Origin of the sequence: Sphingorhabdus sp. (assembly GCF_046292425.1) — a bacterium.
GTDB lineage: Bacteria > Pseudomonadota > Alphaproteobacteria > Sphingomonadales > Sphingomonadaceae > Sphingorhabdus_B.
On the sequence record NZ_JBKBQV010000049.1, the window covers coordinates 1 to 19166 of the forward strand.

The window sequence follows — 19166 nt, forward strand, 5'->3', positions numbered from 1 at the left end:
GTATTGCTAATTTAGCAAGTGCGAATATATTGCGGCTCATGATCGACCTTCACACCATCGGACTTGAGCGTTTCCAGGCCAGCGCGGGCGAGGCGGCGGCGATGCTGCGCGCCCTGTCCAACGAGAAACGGCTGATGATCCTGTGCCAACTTGTTGATGGCGAAATGTCGGTGGGCGAAATCCAATCGCGCGTTGGCCTGTCCCAATCTGCGCTGTCGCAGCATTTGGCCCTGTTGCGCGAAGACGGCGTCGTCACGACCCGGCGGGAAAGCCAGACGATCTATTATTGCGTCACGGACCAAGCCGCGCTGCGCATCATCGAAACGCTAGCTGAACTATTCTGTCCACCTGAAATGAGGAAGCAACCATGACTGCTGTATTACATAAGCTCTCGCCGCAATTGGTGCGCGAACGGCTCAACGCCGGGCGGGCTGTCCTCGTTGATATCCGTGAGGCGGATGAATTTGCACGAAGCCATATTGAAGGAGCGCAGTCACAGCCCCTGTCGACTTGGGAAAAGGCGCATCTGTCGATTGAACCTGATGCCGATGTGATATTCACCTGCAGGTCGGGCATGCGGACGGCAGGGGCGTGTGATCGCCTTGCCGCGCGCGTGCATGGCGATGCTTTTGTCCTTGATGGTGGGCTCGACGCGTGGGCAAAGGCGGGGTTGCCCGTTGCCACCAATGCCGACGCGCCAATGGAAATCATGCGCCAGGTACAAATCGCTGCAGGAACGCTTGTGCTCGTCGGCGTAATCCTTGGTTTTCTTGTCGGGCCTGCATGGTTCGGCCTTGCAGGTTTTGTTGGCGCAGGGCTCACCTTTGCCGGAATAAGCGGTTTCTGCGGCATGGCGCGTTTGTTGATGCTTGCCCCGTGGAATCGCGTGAAGGCTGCCTGAGATGGCATATGAGACTTTGCTGCTCGCCGGCCTTGGCGGTGCCTTGATCGGACTGCTTCTGACGTTATTTGGTGGCGGCGGGTCAGTATTGGCAACGCCATGGTTGATTTACGTCGTGGGCCTGACAGATACACACGCCGCGATTGGCACATCGGCAGCAGCGGTTGCAGTCAACGCGTCCATTGGTCTCGCGGCACAGGCGCGGGCAGGGCGAGTCAAATGGCCCTGCGCCATCACATTCGGGATAGCCGGCCTCGCAGGCGCGTTACTCGGCGCGCAACTGGCTAAGCAAGTGGACGGCGACGCATTGCTGATGTGGTTTGCGGTCGCGATGATCGCCATCGCAGGCTCAATGCTCATTCCAAAGAAAAGCGAGGGGGACCCTACCGTCCGCCTGACTGGCCCAATGGTGCTTAAACTGGCACCGGTTGGCCTAATCGCTGGGCTTGCCGCAGGTTTCTTTGGCATTGGCGGCGGCTTCCTGATTGCGCCAGGACTGATGGCCTCGACAGGCATGACGCTTGCCAACGCCAGTGCATCCTCTTTGGTATCGGTCAGCCTGTTTGGCGGCGCGACCAGCCTTTCTTACGCCGCGTCCGGGCAGCTGATCTGGCCATTGTTCGGCGCGCTTGTCGCTGGCGGCGCGGGCGGGACATTGGCCGCTTTGCCACTTGCCAAGCTGCTTGAAAGCCGCACTGCCATTGCGCGCACAATATTTGCCTTGATGGTCATTGCCGTCGCCATATTCATCCTGCTGGACTGATCTCACCAACTGGCCTATCACTTGTTCATCCCCGGGGAGTCGAACGACTGAGAGGCGGTGCTGAAATGCCCGCGACCCGCTGAACCTGATCCCGTTTGCACGGGCGTAGGGAGGGAGCGGCACATGAACCCCGCGCTCTCCTTGTAAAATTTTGGAGAGATAACATGGCAGACGTTCCAGCACGCACCGAAATAGGCGTCACAACTGGCCCCATTCGCGGCAGCAAGAAAATCCATGTCGGCCCATTGAACGTCGCGATGCGCGAAATCTATCTGGAGCCATCGTCGGGCGAGCCGCCCGTCCGCGTCTACGACACCAGCGGCCCTTATACCGACGCCACTGCCCATATCGACATCGCGGCTGGCCTGCCCGAAATCCGCCGCCCGTGGATCATCGCGCGCGGAGATGTGACCGAGGTTACCCAGCGCGAGGTAAAGCCCGAGGACAATGGCCAGCTTGGCCCTGACCGCAGCGGCGGCGTCGCGCCATTCCCCAATGTCCGCAAGCAAGTGCTTCGCGCCAAGCCCGGCATGAATGTCAGCCAGATGCACTACGCGCGTAAGGGCATCATCACGCCTGAAATGGAATATGTCGCCGAACGCGAAAATCTGGGCCGCGCACGCCTTGCCGAATATAAGCGAGACGGCGAAAGCTTTGGCGCGTCGATCCCCGATTATGTCACCCCCGAATTTGTCCGCGACGAAATCGCCCGCGGGCGCGCGATCATTCCAAACAACATCAACCACCCAGAATCCGAACCGATGGCGATTGGCCGCAATTTCCTCGTCAAGATCAACGCCAATATCGGCAACAGCGCGGTTGCGTCGGACGTGGCAAGCGAAGTCGACAAGATGGTCTGGTCAATCCGCTGGGGCGCGGACACGGTCATGGACCTCAGCACGGGCCGCAATATCCACGACACGCGCGAGTGGATCATCCGCAATTCGCCCGTCCCCATCGGCACCGTGCCAATCTATCAGGCGCTGGAAAAGGTCGGCGGCGTTGCCGAAGACCTGACATGGGAAATCTTTGCCGATACGCTCGTCGAGCAGGCCGAACAGGGCGTCGATTACTTCACCATCCACGCGGGCGTCCGCCTGCCTTATGTGCCGCTCGCAGCCAAGCGCATGACCGGCATCGTGTCACGCGGCGGCAGCATCATGGCGAAATGGTGCCTTGCGCATCACAAGGAAAGCTTCCTCTACGAACGCTTCGACGAAATTACCGAGATTATGAAGGCCTATGACGTCGCCTATTCGCTGGGCGATGGCCTTCGCCCCGGCAGCATTTACGACGCGAATGACGAGGCACAATTTGCCGAGCTCTACACGCTGGGCGAGCTGACCAAACGCGCATGGGCGCAGGATGTGCAGGTCATGATCGAAGGGCCCGGCCATGTGCCGATGCACAAGATCAAGGAGAATATGGAAAAGCAGCTCGAGGCGTGCGGCGAGGCACCTTTCTACACGCTTGGACCGCTCACCACCGATATTGCGCCGGGATATGACCATATCACCAGCGGTATCGGCGCAGCGCAGATCGGCTGGTACGGCACCGCGATGCTTTGCTACGTCACGCCAAAGGAGCATTTGGGCCTGCCCGACCGTGACGACGTGAAGGTCGGCGTTGTCACCTACAAGCTCGCCGCACATGCCGCCGACCTTGCGAAAGGCCACCCCGCCGCACAGGTCCGCGACGATGCGCTTTCAAAGGCACGCTTCGAATTCCGCTGGCGCGACCAGTTCAACTTGAGCCTCGACCCCGACACCGCCGAGCAATATCACGATCAGACGCTGCCGGCCGAAGGCGCAAAGTCCGCGCATTTCTGTTCGATGTGCGGGCCAAAATTCTGCTCAATGAAGATCAGCCAGGAAGTGCGCGAGTTCGCCAAGCTGCAAAACCAGCCCGCCGAAGCGTTCATCGCAACCGAAGAGGCAGAGGCCGGCATGGCACAAATGAGCAAGGTCTATGACGAAACCGGCCGCGAGCTATATATGGGCGCTGGTGATCGGGAGCATGATTGACCGCAGAACGCTTTGTGCAGCATTGGCCATATGTACCTTAGCGGTAATACCCCTCCAAGCGAGTGCGGAGACGAAAGTGCCGTTTGATTTCAGCAAGGTTACTACCGTTGCAAAAGCCAAAGAGCTGGAGGCCAAGGGCGAGCTTGTAAAAATATTGCTGTTCCCGGCGGAATTCGGTGGCGAGGACATTCCGGCCAATGTGGTTTATGTCCCCGCCATCACGGCGGAAGCCAAAAATATGATTACGGGAACATTGGTCAAATTTGTGAAAGACGATCTTATCGACAATCTGTCCGTCGAGCCTGAATATAAGGGCAAAAGCATCGTTCCCAGCCGCATAGTCATGAAGGCTACTCACCAGACCAAGGAAGGTCAGTTTGTGCCCACAATCGAGATTTGGTAAGCACGCTAAGGCCAGTTTAATAAATGCTCTCTGCCTTGATCCGTGTCCAGATTAGTAGATGGCATTGATCGTAAGATCACTCGCATCCGCTCTTTTCCAACACCAATTTCTCCACCCGCCTCCGCAGCTCTCCCGCCGTCCTGTGTCCGGCCACCACCTCATTATAGCCGATGTATGCCTTGCGCAGCGCGTGCCTTTCACCGCGTCCCTGAAATTCCGCGGACAGCAAGCGAATTACAAACTCACCCCAACCTTACCAACGCCTCATCCAGCGCCTGCAAAAACCTTGACCGATCCGCCTTCGCAAAGGGCGCCGGTCCCCCACCAACCCCGTCCATTCCGGCGCGCAGGTCGGCCATGATCGCGCGCGTCGCAATCGCGCCGCCGATGGAGGCGCTGGTGAACGGCTTGCCATTATTGCCGATGACGACGGCGCCTGCCTTCAGGCACCGGTCCGCAAGCAATATGTCGGCAGTGATCACGACGCTGCGTTGCCCCGCTTGCTCCGCGATCCAGTCATCCGCCGCGTCGAAACTGTCCGACACAACGACCCGTGTGATCAGCGGATGGTCGGGGATGCGAAAGCGCGCATTACTGACCAGTATCACCGGCACATTGCGGCGATAGGCGACCTTGTAAATCTCGTCCTTGACCGGGCACGCATCGGCATCGACCAATATGCGCGGCGGTGCGAGGCTGGGCAGGGGGTCGGGGCTGTCGGAAGTCATATCCCTATGGGCTTTATACCACTTCAGCCGCGCTGCTAACGTCCAATCGCTTCCTCGATCCACAAACGTGCATCGGGGAAGCTGCGCTCCACCTCCGGCAGGTCGTTGACGCACAACAGCTTGATCGCGTCACGCGCTGGCCCGCGTAAATAACCGCTGACATCCTCCGCCGAATATTGCGCCGTGTCGCCGACCGCCACATGCAGATAATCGCGCGTATCCAATATCGCTGCATTATTATCGGATAGGCAGGCATGGTTATGCAGGCTTTGCGGCAGGAACTGGCCTGCATCGCGAAAGCGGAAACTGGCGTTGCGCGCAAACTCCGCGCCAAAGCTTTCAAACAGCTCCGCCATCACCGAACGCAGCATGGGGTGCACGACATGCGCGCTTTCGAACACATGGTCGGCGGTATAGCCAATCATCTGCGCGGCGTTGATCTGGTTATAATGGTTCAGCAGGCTTGCCTCATCCCGGCTCGCCCCGCACGCTGCAAGGTCTTTATGGTCGGTCCATTTGCCGCGCAGCACGGGGCCATCGGCGGCAAAAAAGTCCGACGGGCTCACTGGCGCGGTCAGGAAGACATCATCGTTGAAATAGAGGAAATGTTCGGCCAACCCCGGAATGCGCCACAGCATCGTCTCTATGGAAAGTGAGTTGAACGTCGGCAACGCGTCCTCATGCCCGGCGAAGATTTCGCGATGGTCAACGATACTGATCCTCGCGGAAAATTCGGGCGAGATTCGTTCGATTACGGGCGTCTGGTCATCGGTCACGATCCAGATCCGCCGCACCCAAGGCGCATTGTTGGCGATAGAGCGGACGCAAAAATTCAGCTCGTCACTGCACACCCAGCGATGCGGGTTGGTGCCATTGTCGTGGAGAGGTGCGCGCGCCTGCGCCGCTACATCAGCTTGCGCCTGCGCCAAATGCCGCTCACGCTTCGCCCGGTGCAACGGATCCGCCCCGTCCACCCAGGTAATGACTGCATCAACTTCAAACATGCCGCGCGCTTTGCAAACGTTATCGTGCGCGCGCTGTACGAGTGTGCAAACGTTTTGGGAAATGGAAAGTATAAGTGAAGTTTGAGGATGAAGACGAACTAAACCTCCGGCACCAACTTCTCCACCAACCGCTTCAACTCGCCAGCTGTGGTGTGCCCTGCGACGACTTCATGATAGCCGATGCCTGCCTTGCGCAGCGCTTCCTTTTTGACCGCGTCGCGGGCGGCGGCTGCGCCGCCTTCCAGATGGTGGCCGCTGCCTTGATACTCGATGGCGTGGACCACGTGCGCATGTGGGTCCATCAGAGCGAAATCGACGCGTTTTGAATTGACGCAGCCATAGGCGTCCTTGTCGGCGCTGCTAATGAATTCACCCAAGGATACTTGGGCCATGACTTGCCAGCCGGGGTTACGCGCGATCACGGCGGCGTCGAGCGCCTTGAACAGATTTGCCTCAGCAACGGGCGCGATGAAAACTTTGCGCCCATGACGCAGGCGAGCTGCTCAGCGGCCGAGGTTGCCTTTGCACCAGTGCCAGCATCTTTTGCCGCGCCAAACATATCGGCAAGCTTTGCATCCGTTCCCTTGCGAATGGGCGTTACGCTTCCATTGCGCTTGGCCTCATTGCGCCCCTTCCAGTAAGCACGACGCTCGGCTCGCTTCTGCCCCTCGACGAGGCGCTCGAGCGCGATCCCGAGAACCGCGCCCAAAGCGAGCACGGCCATCAGTAAAAGTGGATTGTCTATTAAGGCGATAATTTCTTGAGGCATATGGCAGTATGCAAAAAGAGGGGCAGGCGGTCAATCTCGCCCGTCTGTCGCATTTCCCCCTCAACGTCGCCCACAAAAAAAGGCCGCGCAGCGGATATGCTGCACGGCCTTTTTGCGGAACTCGTTGGGAGTTAACGCAAGACAGCGCTGATCGCTTTTTCAATCAGCATCGTCTTGGGATCGACCTGATAAATATAGCCCTGATTATAATAATAACGGTCGTCATTGTTCAGGCTATATCGCGTCCGCAGCTCGTTGGGGATCTGGTCATAGGTCCACGCGCTGCCAAAATTCTGGTTATACCGCTGACCCACATTATACAGCTTCTTGGCTTGGCCAGGAGGGGTGCAGCCATTGTTCTTTTTCGCAAGGCCGGGGGGACAATTGCCGCGAGCGTCCAGGGCAAACAAACGGCCAATGCTGCCGTCGTGGTCGGAACGCGTGTTGCGCACACTGCCGTTGCGGTTGCCGTCCCGGTTTGCGGTGGAACTGGCCTTTTTGCCATTCTGCATGGTCGACTGACCGGCATTGCCTTTACCCTTGGCATTGTTTTTGCCGGGGTCAGCGGCGAGCGGGCCAGCGATTGCAAGCGTCAGGGCGCCTGCCCATAATATTGCGGTTTTCATAATCTTCTCTCCATTCTTTGCTGTCGGCGCAAAATTGTGCCAACTCGAAAGAAACACAGCTGGTCATCATGTTTCTTTTTCAGTAATCTGCAAACCATTGGTAACCGATAACGTTCCGTTGAGCAGGCACTTGCAGAAACAACTATCCTGCCTTGCTGATGTTATTCGCCGTTGCTTTTTGCCGCGTGACATTTCGGTATTGAGGCTTAGGATAACAGGGATGACGACGACAACAAAATCGCCCAACTGGTTCAATATCAGCATGGATGCCTGGGCGCTCGCCGCTGAATCCAACATGGTAATCGCGATGCGGCTGGGAAGTCTGGCGTTTGGCGGACCGACCGCAGCGCGCGAGGCGGAGCGGATGGTGTCGGAAAAGGTCGCAGCAAACATGGCGCTGGGGCTTGACCTGATGACCGGTAAGCTTGGCACCAGCCCCGAGGCGATCATGAGCGGCAGTATCGCCCATTATTCCAAAAGCGTGGTTGCCAACCGGAAACGGCTGGCGAAGTAAGGATCGTGCGGCGCTATGCGTGATTAACCGCGCGCCGGTAAAGATGCCATGTCGCATGACCAAGCACGGGCAGGACGACAAGTAATCCGGCAAAAAAGGGCAGCATTGCAAGCGTCAGCGTCACCGCGACCAGCAAAGCCCAACCCATCATCACGCGTTTGTTCGACCGGACCACGCCAAGGCTGACAATGATCGCGGTGATGAAATCCACCTCCCGATCGACCAGCATCGGCAGGCTGACGACGGTAATCGCAAACAGGCCAAGCGCGAAAATGCCGCCAACCGCGCTACCGACGAGCAACATCATGATGGCATCAGGGGATAGCAAAAGCCCGCCGGTCTGCCCGCCAATGCCGGACTCACCGAGGAAAATGGCGAATATTCCATGCGCCAATATCATCCAGAAGCTAAAGGCAACGAAGACAATGGCTCCCATCAGGATCAGCTGCTCATCGCCCTTGCCGCCAAGCGCGCCAAGCACGCCGCGCCAGCCAATGGGCAGGCCAGCCTCTCGTCTGCGGCTCACCTCGTACAATCCGACTGCGCTGAACGGTGCGAGCAGTGGGAAGCCAGCCATGATCGGGATCAGCCACCAGCCCTGGCCCATGCGCGACAATCCATAGACCAGCCCAAGCCCGCCTACGACATAGAATGCGGCAAAAAATAGGCCGTAAACCGGGCATGCGGCAAAGTCCTGCCACCCCGCTTTAAGGGCGTTTCGCACGTCCTTCACTGTCAATTGCTGCGCCAAGGTCACCGGCGCGATCGCGCTTTGGGCCATCATGGTCGTTCCTCCCCCATTTGAGTCGACTATAATAAGCAGATGCTGCAGCAAATCTCAGGTTTCGGCAAGAAATGTAATGGGGTCGCTAGTTTCCTGCGTCGGCATCGCGCCGCATATGCTCGCCCTGTCCGCTGTCCCGGCGCTGGCTGCGGCCCTTTTTTTGCGAAAGCTTGATGAAGCCGAAAATGGCAAGCACCACCATGGTAAAGATGAGCGAATACGCGACGATAAGTCTGGTTTCCATTTCGGCTCCGATATGCGGCAATTATCCGAATGGCTTTCCGGTGCGACGGGCGCTGAATACAGATTTGACTGCAGAAATCCCACCAAATTTCATCGGCTCAACGCAATTGCGCGATGGAGTGGTTTGGACGACGTCGGTGGGAACGAACGACGCGGCACGGGGTTAGCTTCCGGATACGAAAGCGGAGGCACAAATGACTGATATATTTTCCATCCTGAAATCTGACCACGATTTGCATCGGGAGATGCTTTCGAAGATTGCAGCAATCAAAAGCGATTCGCCTGAGCGCCGCGATTTGTTTGAGGCTTTCCGGATTGAAGTAACCGCCCACGCTGCTGCTGAAGAACAATCCTTATACGCAACGATGCTGGGCGACCCTGATCTTCAAGAAGATGGTCGCCACTCGGTTGCTGAACATAAAGAGATTGATGATCTGCTTGGCGCGCTGCAAAAAATGGACACGGACAATGCATCGTGGAATGCGCAGTTCCAAGAACTTCGTCACCGTTATCAACATCATATCGACGAAGAAGAGGAAGAAATGTTTCCGGCTGCGGAGAAAGAGTTCAACAAGGCGAAGGCCAAGGAACTGGGCGCTATATTTGACCGCCGTAAGCCGGTTGAACTGGAGGAAGCCGAGGCGGCTGAGAATGGAAGCGACAAAGAATAACGCGCAAATTTCGGTTGGTGTTTGCACATTAAGGAATTCGGGGGTATACAGGTCAAACGCTATCGTCGACCGCGACGGAATTTGAGGCACGTCTCGGGTCAGATGATCGGAACGTGCAACGTCTTTCCTACCACGACTTGGCTACCCACTTGGCGCTGTTGTCAGGTGGTCACCTGTTTCGTGAAAGGAACATCATTATGCCAGTAGGCACCGTAAAATTCTTCAATGCAGACAAAGGCTATGGCTTTATCGCGCCTGATGGCGGCGGTGACGACAGCTTCGTTCACATCTCGGCCGTTCAGGCAGCCGGCATGCACTCGCTTGATAAAGAACAGCGCGTGAATTTTGAAGTCGAAATCGGCCGCAACGGTAAGGCTTCGGCCATCAACCTGTCTTCAGCTGATTAATCAGCCGATACGCGAAAAAAAAGGGCTGCCGAAAGGCGGCCCTTTTTTTGTCTGCAATCGCGGTAGAACTTAATCGAACAGTTCTTCCAGAAACGACTTCTTTCGTTTTTTGTACGGGTAGCCATGGCCATAACCCTGAGGGTGCATGCCATAGCCTTGGGGCGCGAAGCCACCTTGCGGTGGCGGTGGAGCTTGCGGCGCGGACGGGGGCTGGGGCGGTAATTCTGCAGCGGCGCTGCGCTCGATAATCTTGTCTAGTTCACCGCGATCCAGCCAAACACCGCGGCATTGCGGACAGTAATCGATCTCGACACCTTGGCGATCGCTCATCACAAGCGGCACCTTACATACGGGGCAGGGCATTCCAACGGCTGGGTTCATAATTCGGACTCCTCTTCGTATCATTGAAGCGGTCCGACATCGCCGTCTTGTGACGACCAGAGGGGCCCGGCCCGCAATATGCAGTTGGGAACGGCCGGGCCACTTTTCAAGAACTATAGTGCTAATTCAACGCGGCGCCGGTCATCCACATGGCCGATAACACGATAATCGCCAGTAAAAGCGATATTGCCAGTACGTAACGAACGCCATGGTTTTTGACACCGCCGCTTGCTTCCTCTTCGGTTACATCGATATCGTCGCCGTTCTTATGCATGTTCGTACTCCTATCTATTTTGCGGGGCTGGCAGGATAGGGAGACAGGATACCAGAAGTTGGCAAGAACCGTTAATGCGATTTACGAAAAGGCCAGTCCGTTACATGCCCCACCCAAAGCGCAAGCCAGATCAACACGGGCTGAAACGCTAATCTTGGTCCATGATACCACCAGCCAAGGGCTTCTTCGCCCAGCGCAAGGCCGTAAATGGCGTGTTGAAAATTGGCCGGCCATACGCAAAGGGCGTATAGCGCCAACCCGGTGGCGGCCCACTTTCGTAACTGCGGAATCATCAATCCAATGGCGCCTGCAATCTCGGCCACTCCAGTGATTGCGACCACCGCCTCCGGGAAAGGCACCCAATAAGGCGTAATGGCCAGAAACGCCCGCGGCGATACCAGATGCATGATACCCGCGCCGAGGTAGAAAAGCGCAAGCAACATCCGCAAACCGGACCGGATCATTAACGCTTCCGAACGAATTCGGCGCGAAGCACGAGACCCTTAATTCCGTCAAAACGGCAGTCGATTTCCTGCGCATCGCCTGTTAAGCGAATGGACTTGATAAGCGTCCCGCGTTTTAAAGTCTGGCCCGCCCCTTTAACGGTCAGATCCTTGATCAGCGTTACTTGATCGCCATCAGCAAGGAGATTGCCAACCGCGTCCCGCACTTCGAGGATGCCATCTTGCGCAGTTGCCGTCTTGGCCTCAGCCGCAGTTATCCATTCTCCGGTCGCCTCGTCATAGACATAATCGTCATTGTTTTCATCGCTCATGATGTGAAAATCCTTAAAGATCGGGCACCGCCGTAGCGCTAATTCGCACCCCGTGAAAGCCAGTTGCAATTTGCAACGATGTCAGTAAGATTTTCCAACAAAATGGAGAGGTATATGGCGCAGGCTCAGACGACAGTAGATGTTTTGATTGTGGGTGCCGGGCTCTCCGGTATTGGTGCAGCGGCGCACCTTACCATGCAATGCCCAAACAAAAGCTATGCGATTGTCGAGCAGCGCGCTGATATGGGCGGCACGTGGGACCTGTTCCGCTATCCCGGTATCCGTTCTGACTCCGACATGCACACCTTGGGCTACCGTTTCAAACCGTGGTTGCATGAAAAGACGATCGCGGACGGCCCGGCCATCCACCAATATGTCCATGAAACCGCCGAAGAATATGGTATTTCGCCACATATCCATTTTGGCCACAAAGTCATATCCGCAAATTGGTCCAGCCCCGATGCCCGATGGCATGTGACGGCAAAGGCCGTGGACGGCGGCGCGGAAAGGCATTTTGCGGCGCGTTTCCTGTTTATGTGTGCCGGCTATTATGATTATGATCAGGGTTACAAACCCGACTTTCCTGGCGAAGCCGATTTTGGCGGGAAAATAGTCCATCCCCAACATTGGCCGAAGGATTTGGACTATAAGGGCAAGAAGGTGACGGTGATCGGTTCGGGTGCGACTGCCGTTACGATCGTCCCTGTAATGGCGCAGCAGGGCGCGCAGGTCACAATGCTTCAGCGATCGCCAACCTACATGGTTTCGCGGCCGGCCATTGATCCGTTCTCAAAGTTTGTCCGCAAGATCATGCCGGAAAAGCTGGCTTACGCGCTTACGCGCTGGCGTAACATCAACATGCAGCGTTTCACTTATTGGTATGCACGGCGCAATCCGGCGAAGCTGGGTGAAAAGCTCATCAACATGGCCCGTGAAGCACTTCCTGCGTCGGTTGATGTCGATACCCATTTCGTACCGAAATATGGCCCTTGGGAACAACGCCTGTGCCTTATCCCCGACAGCGACATGTTTAATGCCATTACCGAGGGGAAGGCAGAGGTTGTCACTGACCATATTGACCATTTCACCAAAACAGGAATTCAGCTGAAATCGGGCAGGCATATCGAATCCGATATCATCATCACGGCGACGGGCTTGAATCTCGTGACGATGGGCAAAACAGCCATTAGCGTTGATGGTGAAGCGGTCAATTTCGGTGAGCATTTCAATTACAAGGGCGTGATGTTCAACGACATCCCCAATTTCGCCAGCGTGTTTGGTTATATCAACGCGTCATGGACGCTGAAGACAGACATTGTTGCCGATTATGTCTGCCGCTTGTTGTGGAAAATGGACGACAAAAACGCACTTGTGGCGACACCGCATCTCGACGATCCAAATATGCCAATGTTGCCATTTGTGACGGATTTCAGCTCAGGCTATTTTGCACGCAGTTTCGACAAGCTGCCCAAAAACGGCGACCGCCACCCATGGCGCGTTCTGCAAAATTATGCGGCGGAGAAGAAAATTCTGACTGAAGATCCTGTCGATGACGGTGTGATGGTGTTTTCGGCTCCGCATTTTGCGACAGGACATAATGAAAACACCGAAACACTGATCGCGGCGGAATGAATTTGAACTGGCGGGCTACAGCGCCCGTCAGCTTTCGTCATTGCGGACGGTGGCAGCCACGCGGCGCGTTTCGTTGACTGGCTCGGACGTAACCAGATGCGTACGGTTGCGTATGATCCATATCAAGGCAAGGAGCCCGGCCAGCGCGCACATCGCGACTGCAATCATCCCATAATTCATGAGATTTTTCATGGTTTGCACATGGCCCACCAATTCGGGCGGCTTTGTCGCTGCATTGACGTCCCAATATTCAATCATCGGTTTATTGCCGTATCTGACGACGCGTACCTCGGAAGAGATCCATAGAGCACCATCTTCACCGGCAAAGGTCACATAAGCACCAGTCCCCTGACGTTGCTGGATCACCGGGTCCAATCGCGGGGCAGTGTTCAGTATTGCGGACATCTCTGCAAATTGGACCTTACTGTCTTTAAGGAAGCTGGGTGCGACATAGCGTTCGGCCGCTTTTTGGTCTCCACGTCTAACAGCTTCGAAAAATGGCTGGATAACGGCAATGATGTCTCTGGGAAGTGGCGAACGTGCCTGCGCCGACGGGTCGCATGCTGATAAGCCGACGGTTGAAACGAACAGAACGACCACCCAAAAAATACGAGACATTTCTAAAACTTCTCCCGTTCTCGTGCCTTTGCGGCTATCGCTGCGTGTATGCGTTATGACAATCTAATTCAGCCCGACAATGGGCAAGCCGCCACACTTATTCATCTGACTGACAAAGGCAGACTTGCAGCCTGGCTTGCGCTTCAGTCTGATGCTGTCCGCACCGCCGTCGCCGCACAGAAATTTGAAGGTGGGAACAACGATATTGCAATCCTGCCGGGCGATAAACCCGGGGAATGGTCTGTAGTGGCTGGGGTTACCAATGTTGAGGGGGCAGGAATTTGGCATCTGGCCAAGGCGGCGGAAAGCCTGCCGGAGGGCACATATCGAATCGCTGATTACGACGTTAGCGACGCCATGCTTGGCTGGATGCTCGGGCAATATCGTTACCACGAATATCTGAGTGAACCGAAGCTAACCGGGCCGAGGATTCTGCTGGTGAAGGAAGCGGGCCGAATTCCAATGGCGGCGTTACAAGCCTCTGCGACCGCTTTGGTGCGCGACCTGGTCAATCGCCCCGCGGCCGATTTTGGGCCAAATGCGCTGGAGGCCGAAGCAAAGCGCATTTCCAAGGTTCATAAGGCAGAAGTCAATGTCGTGGCTGGCGAGCCGTTGGAACTGGGCTATCCGCTTATCCACGCCGTCGGCAAGGCTGCGTCGCGCGAACATGCACCGCGCCTCATTGAGCTGGAATGGGGCGACCCGCGCCACCCGAGCATAGCAATCGTCGGCAAGGGCATCACCTTCGACACGGGCGGGCTGGATATTAAGCCTGCCTCTGGCATGCGATTAATGAAAAAAGACATGGGCGGAGCCGCGCATGCTCTGGCGCTGGCGGAGCTTATCATGGCGGCGCATCTGCCCGTGCGGTTGCACATGCTCGTGGCGGCGGCAGAAAATAGCATAGCGGGCAACGCCATGCGGCCCGGCGATATTATCAAGAGTCGCAAGGGCATTACCGTCGAGATTGACAATACCGACGCCGAGGGGCGCCTGGTGCTGGCCGACACACTGACCAAGGCGGTGGAGGATAAGGCAGAACTGATCATTGACTTCGCTACATTGACCGGCGCGGCCCGCGTAGCGCTTGGACCTGACCTGCCTGCGATGTTCAGCAATGATGATAGCATTGCAAACGCCTTGCTTGCTGCATCGACAGCAACCGCCGACCCTTTGTGGCGGATGCCATTGTGGGGCCCCTATATGGAGATGCTCGACAGCGACATTGCCGACTTGAGCAACAGCGGCGGGGCATTTGCCGGCGCAGTCACGGCTGCCTTGTTCCTGCAGAAATTTGTGCCCGATACGGTGCCTTGGATTCACCTGGATACCTTTGCCTGGCGGCCCACCAGCAAACCAGGCAGGCCGAAAGGCGGCGAAGCGCTTGGATTGCGTGCGGTCTTCGGCTATCTGGCGGACAAATATTCTGCGCGTTAGGGGCAGTTTAACACAGTTGGTCGCACCAGCGTCGGCTGGTGTCTATCTCGTCATGCGCCGTTAGGCGGAACGACATGATGGGTCCTGGCATTTGTTGGGATGACATGAATAAGTTAGGGGTAAATTAGTTGGCAGACGGTGAGATGAAGGCGCAGGCGCGGCCTATCTATACATTGAGCGGGCATAGCCTTGTCGGTGACAAGCGTACGACCCCCATTCGCGGTGACCTTGCCGACATCAGTCTGGCTGGAAAATTGTTCGCCCCGCATTACGCGGTGCCGATGCTCCGCACTGGCATCGCGCCTGTAACTGGCATCCATGCCGAAGCGCATGCGACATCCATGCCTGTAAGCGCGTTAATGCATGGCGAGGAATTTGCTGTACTGGATGTCGCGGGCGAATGGGCGTGGGGATATTGCCTGCACGATAATTATCTTGGTTATGTGCGTTTCGCGCAGTTAGGCGATGATTTTGATGCAACCCATATCGTGAGTGCGCCCGCAACTCTGTTGGTGGCTGCTCCTTCCACAAAGGCGCCGGTGCTCGCGCGATACCCGATGGGTGCACAGTTGCTCTGCGGAGCGCCGAGCGAATGTGGCAAATATCTTGCGTGCGAAAACGGGTTTGTGCCGTTGGCGCATTTGTCCGAGATTGGATCTGTGGAGGCATCGCCCGCTGATCTTGCCGAGCAATTGATCGGGACGCCATACAGCTGGGGTGGACGCAGCGGGGACGCAATTGATTGTTCCGGCCTCGTGCAATTGGTCTTTGGCTTAAGGGGTATCCTGGCCCCCCGTGATGCGGATATGCAGATGGCCGATTTCGGCGAGGACTTGCCCGAAGGTGAGGGGCTGGAGCGCGGCGATCTGGTGTTTTTCCCCGGACATGTGGGGATCATGGCGGACGGGGAACACATCATCCACGCGAACGGCACGGCCATGGCGGTAAGTGTTGAACTTCTGGCGGATGCAGTGGCAAGGTTCGCGGAACATGACGAGCCGATTTTGGCTCGGAAGCGGGTGAGCATATGACTCTCATCCCTACGTTCGTGTCTAGCGAATACCAGACACCCATAAGGCACGCACAATCGCACGGTGTCTTGTCTACGCTAGATACGAACGGGCATGGGAAAGCGTTATGACCAAAACAGTCTTCATCGATGGCGCTTCCGGCACCACTGGCCTTGAAATCGCCGACCGGCTCACAGGACGCCCTGAGTTTCGCCTCATCATTCTGGACGATGTCAAACGTAAGGACCCCGCCGCCAAGCGCGAGGCATTGAACGACGCGGATTTTGTCATCCTTTGCTTGCCAGATGATGCGGCAAAAGAAGCCGTCGCGATGACTAGGTCGGCCAGCACGCGCATCATCGACGCATCGACCGCCTTTCGCGTAGACCCCGAATGGGCCTATGGCTTTGCTGAATACCGCAAGGGCCAGCGAGACCGGATCGCGTCCGCACGACTGGTTAGTAATCCCGGTTGCTATCCGACGGGCTTTTTGGGCCTTGTCGCGCCTTTGGTGGCGGCCGGTCTGCTTCCCGCAGACTGGCCATATAGCGTCAATGCGGTGTCAGGTTATTCCGGCGGCGGCAAAGCGTTGATCGAACGGTTTGAAGGCGAGGGGGCCGATATTGGCTATCGGACTTACGGCCTTGATCTGGCGCACAAGCATGTCCCCGAAATGCAGGTTCATGCTGGCCTTACCCATGCGCCCATATTCTCACCCGCGGTGGTCAGAGCTTTTCGCGGCATGGTCGTCGAGGTTCCTTTGCCGCTATCGGCAATGACGGGAGCAGCCAGCGCAGATGCTTTACGCGATACGCTCGCCGCACATTATGCAGGTTCGAAGGTGGTTACTGTGCACACCGAAGCCGCGCCTAGCGAGCTACTGATGCATGCGGATCAAGCACCTTCCGACCGCCTTGATCTCTATCTGCTGGCATCACCCGACGGGTCGCAGGCGCGGTTGCTGGCGATGCTCGACAATCTCGGCAAAGGCGCGAGCGGCGCAGCGGTGCAGAACCTGAACATCATGGCCGGGTTGGAAGAGACGAGCGGGTTGCGGTTGTAAACCGATCTAAGTTCAGCCGTCACCCTGAACCGTTTTGGCCGGCAGAGCCAAAACGGGTTCAGCAGGACAGTGTATTGTAAGATTCTCAATAAGGCGGCTTATCAAACCCCTTTGGGCTGCTCGTAAAGATCTCGCAACCATCCTCGGTGATGCCGATGCTATGCTCGAACTGCGCCGATAGGCTCCGGTCGCGGGTCACCGCCGTCCAGCCATCGTCAAGAACTTTGCCTGCTGCCTTGCCGATGTTGATCATGGGTTCAATGGTGAAAATCATGCCGGGGCGCAGTTCCGGGCCAGTGCCGGGGCGTCCGACATGGACAATTTCGGGGGCGTCATGGAATAATTGGCCGAGGCCATGACCGCAAAAGTCGCGGACGACTCCGTAACGGTGCTTTTCTGCATGGGTCTGGATCGCATAGCCGATGTCGCCGACATGATTGCCGGGCTTTGCGGCTTCGATACCGAGCATCAGGCATTCATAGGTCACATCAACCAGGCGCTTGGCTTTTACCGGCACATCGCCGACCAAAAACATGCGGCTGGTGTCGCCATGCCAGCCATTTAACTGCGGCGTGACGTCGATGTTGACGATGTCGCCGTCTTTCAGTCTCTTTTCCGACGGGATTCCATGACAGATAACGTGGTTGATCGAAATGCAGCAGCTATGTGTATACCCACGATAGCCAAGCGTCGCCGGCACAGCGCCGCCGCGCATCGTCATCTCGCGAACAATGTCGTCAAGTTCTTCGGTGCTTACGCCGGGCACGACATGCGGCACCAATGCGTCAAGGATTTCTGCGGCAAGGCGACCAGCCTTTCGCATGCCCTCAAAGCCTTCCGGCCCGTGCAATTTGATGACCCCATCGCGGGCCTGCATCGCCTCTTCGGGCGTAACGCTGACATATTGTTCCATAGGGACGATATAAGGCAATAATCGGCACTTTGCGAGGGGGTGATTTATGCTATCGCGTCCGGATGACAGAATCCCGCATCTACACTGCCGCGCTCGTAATTATTGGCGATGAAATCCTCTCTGGCCGCACACAGGACAAAAATGTCAGCCAGATTGCTCTCTGGCTAAATATTCAGGGCATTCGCCTGCGTGAGGTGCGTGTGGTGGCTGACGATATGGACGCTATCGTTGAGGCGGTGAACATCTTGCGCGCGCGCAATGATTATCTGTTTACCACTGGCGGCATCGGGCCGACGCATGACGACATTACTGTTGACGCGATTGCAGCTGCGCTCGGTGTTGAAGTTGTCATCCATCCCGAAGCTAGCGCAACGCTGCATGCCTATTATGAATCACGCGGCGGTATTAATCCGGGCCGTCTTCGCATGGCGCGGGTGCCTGAAGGCGCCGACCTCATTCCCAACAAGATGTCGGGCGCGCCGGGCATTCGCCACGGCAATATCTTCATCATGGCTGGCGTCCCGCACATCACTGCCGGAATGCTCGATGCATTGACGGGGTCGCTTGAAGGCGGCGCGCCATTATTGTCGCAGCAGATCGGCTGCTGGGTGGCGGAAAGCGAAGTCGCCAAACTTCTCGGCGATACCGAGAAAACGCATGAGGGCTGCCAGATCGGTAGCTACCCATTTTTCCGCGAAGGAAAAGTCGGGGCCAATTTCGTCGTTCGTACCACTGACGCCCATAAACTTGCCAGATGCATCGAAGCGCTGAAGCTTGGTTTACATGGTTTGGGCTATGATACCGTCGATGGTGGAATTTAAACGGGCGTTCGTCGCCTCGTTCATGTGCGGTCAAGCTGCACCGCCCTTATGAGGACTGACATGCGCACACTTTCCAATGCTCTCGCTTTAGCAGCCCTCCTGCTTTCCACATCAGCTTATGCCCAAACCGCGCCTGCTGCGAGTTCGGCCACAAAACCTATGGTTCAGCCGTGGCTGTACGAAGGAAGCGATGTCCCGGTTGATGACAGCTGGACGTTCGGCGTCCTGCCAAACGGTCTTCGCTACGCCGTCAAGAAAAACGACGTTCCGGCGGGACAGGTGTCCATCCGTGTGCGGATTGATGCGGGCGCATTGCACGAGAATAACGATGAACAAGGCTTCGCCCATCTCATTGAACATTTGTCCTTCCGGGGTTCCACTTTTGTGCCTGATGGTGAGGCGAAA

General features: G+C 56.8%; 27 protein-coding genes and 1 riboswitch. Of the genes, 14 read left to right on the forward strand and 13 right to left on the reverse strand.

Annotated elements, in window-relative coordinates:
- From ACK4S7_RS10235 to ACK4S7_RS10255, 5 genes are all read left to right on the forward strand, one after another.
- The coding region (locus ACK4S7_RS10235) for an ArsR/SmtB family transcription factor (protein ID WP_409646501.1) at positions 1-371 on the forward strand (371 nt) is incomplete at its 5' end.
- Positions 368-901, forward strand: a complete 534-nt coding sequence (locus ACK4S7_RS10240; protein WP_409646503.1) for a rhodanese family protein — start codon at positions 368-370, stop codon at positions 899-901. The genes ACK4S7_RS10235 and ACK4S7_RS10240, both read left to right, overlap by 4 nt.
- A gap of 1 nt (position 902) precedes the next feature.
- Positions 903-1664, forward strand: a complete 762-nt coding sequence (locus ACK4S7_RS10245) for a TSUP family transporter (protein ID WP_409646504.1) — start codon at positions 903-905, stop codon at positions 1662-1664.
- Positions 1665-1686: 22 nt separating this feature from the next.
- A riboswitch (TPP riboswitch) is annotated at positions 1687-1793 on the forward strand.
- A 35-nt stretch (positions 1794-1828) separates the two neighbouring features.
- Positions 1829-3688 carry a phosphomethylpyrimidine synthase ThiC gene (gene thiC, locus ACK4S7_RS10250; protein WP_409646506.1) on the forward strand — a complete coding sequence of 620 codons (1860 nt, stop codon included), beginning with the start codon at positions 1829-1831 and terminating at the stop codon, positions 3686-3688.
- Positions 3689-3764: 76 nt separating this feature from the next.
- Complete coding sequence (locus ACK4S7_RS10255; protein ID WP_409646508.1) at positions 3765-4091, forward strand: hypothetical protein; 327 nt, start codon at positions 3765-3767, stop codon at positions 4089-4091.
- Between the two features lie 242 nt (positions 4092-4333).
- Here ACK4S7_RS10255 and ACK4S7_RS10260 read toward each other — a convergent pair whose 3' ends face one another.
- The 5 genes from ACK4S7_RS10260 to ACK4S7_RS10280 all read right to left on the reverse strand — a co-directional run bounded on the left by ACK4S7_RS10260 (position 4334) and on the right by ACK4S7_RS10280 (position 7218).
- A complete protein-coding gene (locus ACK4S7_RS10260) occupies positions 4334-4819 on the reverse strand; it encodes a YaiI/YqxD family protein (RefSeq protein WP_409646510.1) in 486 nt (161 codons plus the stop codon).
- Between the two features lie 35 nt (positions 4820-4854).
- On the reverse strand, positions 4855-5823 hold the full coding sequence (locus tag ACK4S7_RS10265) for a Stealth CR1 domain-containing protein (RefSeq protein ID WP_409646511.1): 969 nt from the start codon (positions 5821-5823) through the stop codon (positions 4855-4857).
- Between the two features lie 98 nt (positions 5824-5921).
- Positions 5922-6245 (reverse strand): DUF2726 domain-containing protein, encoded by a 324-nt coding sequence (locus ACK4S7_RS10270; RefSeq protein WP_409646513.1) that lies wholly within the window; start codon positions 6243-6245, stop codon positions 5922-5924.
- Positions 6242-6592 carry a hypothetical protein gene (locus ACK4S7_RS10275; protein ID WP_409646514.1) on the reverse strand — a complete coding sequence of 117 codons (351 nt, stop codon included), beginning with the start codon at positions 6590-6592 and terminating at the stop codon, positions 6242-6244. The genes ACK4S7_RS10270 and ACK4S7_RS10275 overlap by 4 nt, the downstream gene beginning before the upstream one ends.
- Before the next feature lie 131 nt (positions 6593-6723).
- Positions 6724-7218, reverse strand: a complete 495-nt coding sequence (locus tag ACK4S7_RS10280) for a hypothetical protein (protein WP_409646516.1) — start codon at positions 7216-7218, stop codon at positions 6724-6726.
- Positions 7219-7438: 220 nt separating this feature from the next.
- Between ACK4S7_RS10280 and ACK4S7_RS10285 the strand changes: the two genes are divergently transcribed.
- Entirely contained in the window at positions 7439-7732 is a 294-nt protein-coding gene (locus tag ACK4S7_RS10285; protein ID WP_409646518.1) for a hypothetical protein, read from the forward strand.
- Positions 7733-7745: 13 nt separating this feature from the next.
- On the opposite strand, the gene ACK4S7_RS10290 is transcribed toward ACK4S7_RS10285, so the two are convergent.
- Positions 7746-8516, reverse strand: a complete 771-nt coding sequence (locus tag ACK4S7_RS10290) for a DUF2189 domain-containing protein (RefSeq protein WP_409646520.1) — start codon at positions 8514-8516, stop codon at positions 7746-7748.
- A gap of 85 nt (positions 8517-8601) precedes the next feature.
- Positions 8602-8760, reverse strand: coding sequence for a hypothetical protein (locus ACK4S7_RS10295; RefSeq protein WP_409646522.1), 159 nt, complete (start codon positions 8758-8760; stop codon positions 8602-8604).
- A gap of 193 nt (positions 8761-8953) precedes the next feature.
- Between ACK4S7_RS10295 and ACK4S7_RS10300 the strand changes: the two genes are divergently transcribed.
- Together ACK4S7_RS10300 and ACK4S7_RS10305 are read left to right on the forward strand one after the other, a co-directional pair.
- Positions 8954-9430 carry a hemerythrin domain-containing protein gene (locus ACK4S7_RS10300; RefSeq protein ID WP_409646524.1) on the forward strand — a complete coding sequence of 159 codons (477 nt, stop codon included), beginning with the start codon at positions 8954-8956 and terminating at the stop codon, positions 9428-9430.
- Positions 9431-9627: 197 nt separating this feature from the next.
- A complete protein-coding gene (locus ACK4S7_RS10305) occupies positions 9628-9837 on the forward strand; it encodes a cold-shock protein (protein ID WP_295446162.1) in 210 nt (69 codons plus the stop codon).
- 69 nt (positions 9838-9906) lie between these two features.
- Here the strand turns inward: ACK4S7_RS10305 and ACK4S7_RS10310 are convergent, their stop codons facing one another.
- The 4 genes from ACK4S7_RS10310 to ACK4S7_RS10325 all read right to left on the reverse strand — a co-directional run bounded on the left by ACK4S7_RS10310 (position 9907) and on the right by ACK4S7_RS10325 (position 11267).
- The gene (locus tag ACK4S7_RS10310; protein ID WP_409646526.1) at positions 9907-10218 is read right to left on the reverse strand and encodes a zf-TFIIB domain-containing protein; all 312 of its coding nucleotides are present in this window, start codon (positions 10216-10218) and stop codon (positions 9907-9909) included.
- A 121-nt stretch (positions 10219-10339) separates the two neighbouring features.
- On the reverse strand, positions 10340-10492 hold the full coding sequence (locus ACK4S7_RS10315) for a hypothetical protein (RefSeq protein ID WP_409646527.1): 153 nt from the start codon (positions 10490-10492) through the stop codon (positions 10340-10342).
- Positions 10493-10563: 71 nt separating this feature from the next.
- Positions 10564-10956 carry a DoxX family protein gene (locus ACK4S7_RS10320; RefSeq protein ID WP_409646529.1) on the reverse strand — a complete coding sequence of 131 codons (393 nt, stop codon included), beginning with the start codon at positions 10954-10956 and terminating at the stop codon, positions 10564-10566.
- Positions 10956-11267: an alkylphosphonate utilization protein gene (locus tag ACK4S7_RS10325; protein WP_409646531.1), complete on the reverse strand. Its 312-nt coding sequence runs from the start codon at positions 11265-11267 to the stop codon at positions 10956-10958. The genes ACK4S7_RS10320 and ACK4S7_RS10325 overlap by 1 nt, the downstream gene beginning before the upstream one ends.
- A gap of 114 nt (positions 11268-11381) precedes the next feature.
- Here ACK4S7_RS10325 and ACK4S7_RS10330 point away from each other — a divergent pair, with 114 nt between their 5' ends.
- Positions 11382-12899: a flavin-containing monooxygenase gene (locus ACK4S7_RS10330; protein WP_409646533.1), complete on the forward strand. Its 1518-nt coding sequence runs from the start codon at positions 11382-11384 to the stop codon at positions 12897-12899.
- A 27-nt stretch (positions 12900-12926) separates the two neighbouring features.
- Here ACK4S7_RS10330 and ACK4S7_RS10335 read toward each other — a convergent pair whose 3' ends face one another.
- Positions 12927-13517, reverse strand: a complete 591-nt coding sequence (locus ACK4S7_RS10335) for a hypothetical protein (RefSeq protein ID WP_409646535.1) — start codon at positions 13515-13517, stop codon at positions 12927-12929.
- 48 nt (positions 13518-13565) lie between these two features.
- Here ACK4S7_RS10335 and ACK4S7_RS10340 point away from each other — a divergent pair, with 48 nt between their 5' ends.
- From ACK4S7_RS10340 to argC, 3 genes are all read left to right on the forward strand, one after another.
- Positions 13566-14954 (forward strand): leucyl aminopeptidase family protein, encoded by a 1389-nt coding sequence (locus tag ACK4S7_RS10340; protein ID WP_409646537.1) that lies wholly within the window; start codon positions 13566-13568, stop codon positions 14952-14954.
- 128 nt (positions 14955-15082) lie between these two features.
- Entirely contained in the window at positions 15083-15985 is a 903-nt protein-coding gene (locus ACK4S7_RS10345; protein WP_409646538.1) for an NlpC/P60 family protein, read from the forward strand.
- A gap of 106 nt (positions 15986-16091) precedes the next feature.
- The gene (gene argC, locus ACK4S7_RS10350) at positions 16092-17027 is read left to right on the forward strand and encodes an N-acetyl-gamma-glutamyl-phosphate reductase (protein ID WP_409646539.1); all 936 of its coding nucleotides are present in this window, start codon (positions 16092-16094) and stop codon (positions 17025-17027) included.
- An 85-nt stretch (positions 17028-17112) separates the two neighbouring features.
- On the opposite strand, the gene map is transcribed toward argC, so the two are convergent.
- On the reverse strand, positions 17113-17940 hold the full coding sequence (map, locus tag ACK4S7_RS10355) for a type I methionyl aminopeptidase (protein WP_409646541.1): 828 nt from the start codon (positions 17938-17940) through the stop codon (positions 17113-17115).
- A 62-nt stretch (positions 17941-18002) separates the two neighbouring features.
- Between map and ACK4S7_RS10360 the strand changes: the two genes are divergently transcribed.
- Positions 18003-18761 (forward strand): competence/damage-inducible protein A, encoded by a 759-nt coding sequence (locus ACK4S7_RS10360; protein ID WP_409646543.1) that lies wholly within the window; start codon positions 18003-18005, stop codon positions 18759-18761.
- Positions 18762-18821: 60 nt separating this feature from the next.
- Positions 18822-19166, forward strand: a 345-nt coding sequence (locus ACK4S7_RS10365) for an insulinase family protein (RefSeq protein ID WP_409646545.1), incomplete at its 3' end; no start/stop codon positions are given.

Bases quoted from the DNA above. Each gene is read 5' to 3' on its own strand.
- ACK4S7_RS10340 (WP_409646537.1), top strand. From the start codon at position 13,566: ATGCGTTATGACAATCTAATTCAGCCCGACAATGGGCAAGCCGCCACA.
- ACK4S7_RS10285 (WP_409646518.1), top strand. From the start codon at position 7,439: ATGACGACGACAACAAAATCGCCCAACTGGTTCAATATCAGCATGGAT.
- ACK4S7_RS10305 (WP_295446162.1), top strand. From the start codon at position 9,628: ATGCCAGTAGGCACCGTAAAATTCTTCAATGCAGACAAAGGCTATGGC.
- ACK4S7_RS10360 (WP_409646543.1), top strand. From the start codon at position 18,003: ATGACAGAATCCCGCATCTACACTGCCGCGCTCGTAATTATTGGCGAT.
- ACK4S7_RS10295 (WP_409646522.1), bottom strand. From the start codon at position 8,760: ATGGAAACCAGACTTATCGTCGCGTATTCGCTCATCTTTACCATGGTG.
- ACK4S7_RS10320 (WP_409646529.1), bottom strand. From the start codon at position 10,956: ATGATCCGGTCCGGTTTGCGGATGTTGCTTGCGCTTTTCTACCTCGGC.
- argC (WP_409646539.1), top strand. From the start codon at position 16,092: ATGACCAAAACAGTCTTCATCGATGGCGCTTCCGGCACCACTGGCCTT.
- ACK4S7_RS10330 (WP_409646533.1), top strand. From the start codon at position 11,382: ATGGCGCAGGCTCAGACGACAGTAGATGTTTTGATTGTGGGTGCCGGG.
- ACK4S7_RS10275 (WP_409646514.1), bottom strand. From the start codon at position 6,592: ATGCCTCAAGAAATTATCGCCTTAATAGACAATCCACTTTTACTGATG.
- ACK4S7_RS10315 (WP_409646527.1), bottom strand. From the start codon at position 10,492: ATGCATAAGAACGGCGACGATATCGATGTAACCGAAGAGGAAGCAAGC.
- ACK4S7_RS10245 (WP_409646504.1), top strand. From the start codon at position 903: ATGGCATATGAGACTTTGCTGCTCGCCGGCCTTGGCGGTGCCTTGATC.
- ACK4S7_RS10290 (WP_409646520.1), bottom strand. From the start codon at position 8,516: ATGATGGCCCAAAGCGCGATCGCGCCGGTGACCTTGGCGCAGCAATTG.
- ACK4S7_RS10335 (WP_409646535.1), bottom strand. From the start codon at position 13,517: ATGTCTCGTATTTTTTGGGTGGTCGTTCTGTTCGTTTCAACCGTCGGC.
- ACK4S7_RS10310 (WP_409646526.1), bottom strand. From the start codon at position 10,218: ATGAACCCAGCCGTTGGAATGCCCTGCCCCGTATGTAAGGTGCCGCTT.
- ACK4S7_RS10280 (WP_409646516.1), bottom strand. From the start codon at position 7,218: ATGAAAACCGCAATATTATGGGCAGGCGCCCTGACGCTTGCAATCGCT.
- map (WP_409646541.1), bottom strand. From the start codon at position 17,940: ATGGAACAATATGTCAGCGTTACGCCCGAAGAGGCGATGCAGGCCCGC.
- thiC (WP_409646506.1), top strand. From the start codon at position 1,829: ATGGCAGACGTTCCAGCACGCACCGAAATAGGCGTCACAACTGGCCCC.
- ACK4S7_RS10260 (WP_409646510.1), bottom strand. From the start codon at position 4,819: ATGACTTCCGACAGCCCCGACCCCCTGCCCAGCCTCGCACCGCCGCGC.
- ACK4S7_RS10240 (WP_409646503.1), top strand. From the start codon at position 368: ATGACTGCTGTATTACATAAGCTCTCGCCGCAATTGGTGCGCGAACGG.
- ACK4S7_RS10300 (WP_409646524.1), top strand. From the start codon at position 8,954: ATGACTGATATATTTTCCATCCTGAAATCTGACCACGATTTGCATCGG.
- ACK4S7_RS10265 (WP_409646511.1), bottom strand. From the start codon at position 5,823: ATGTTTGAAGTTGATGCAGTCATTACCTGGGTGGACGGGGCGGATCCG.
- ACK4S7_RS10325 (WP_409646531.1), bottom strand. From the start codon at position 11,267: ATGAGCGATGAAAACAATGACGATTATGTCTATGACGAGGCGACCGGA.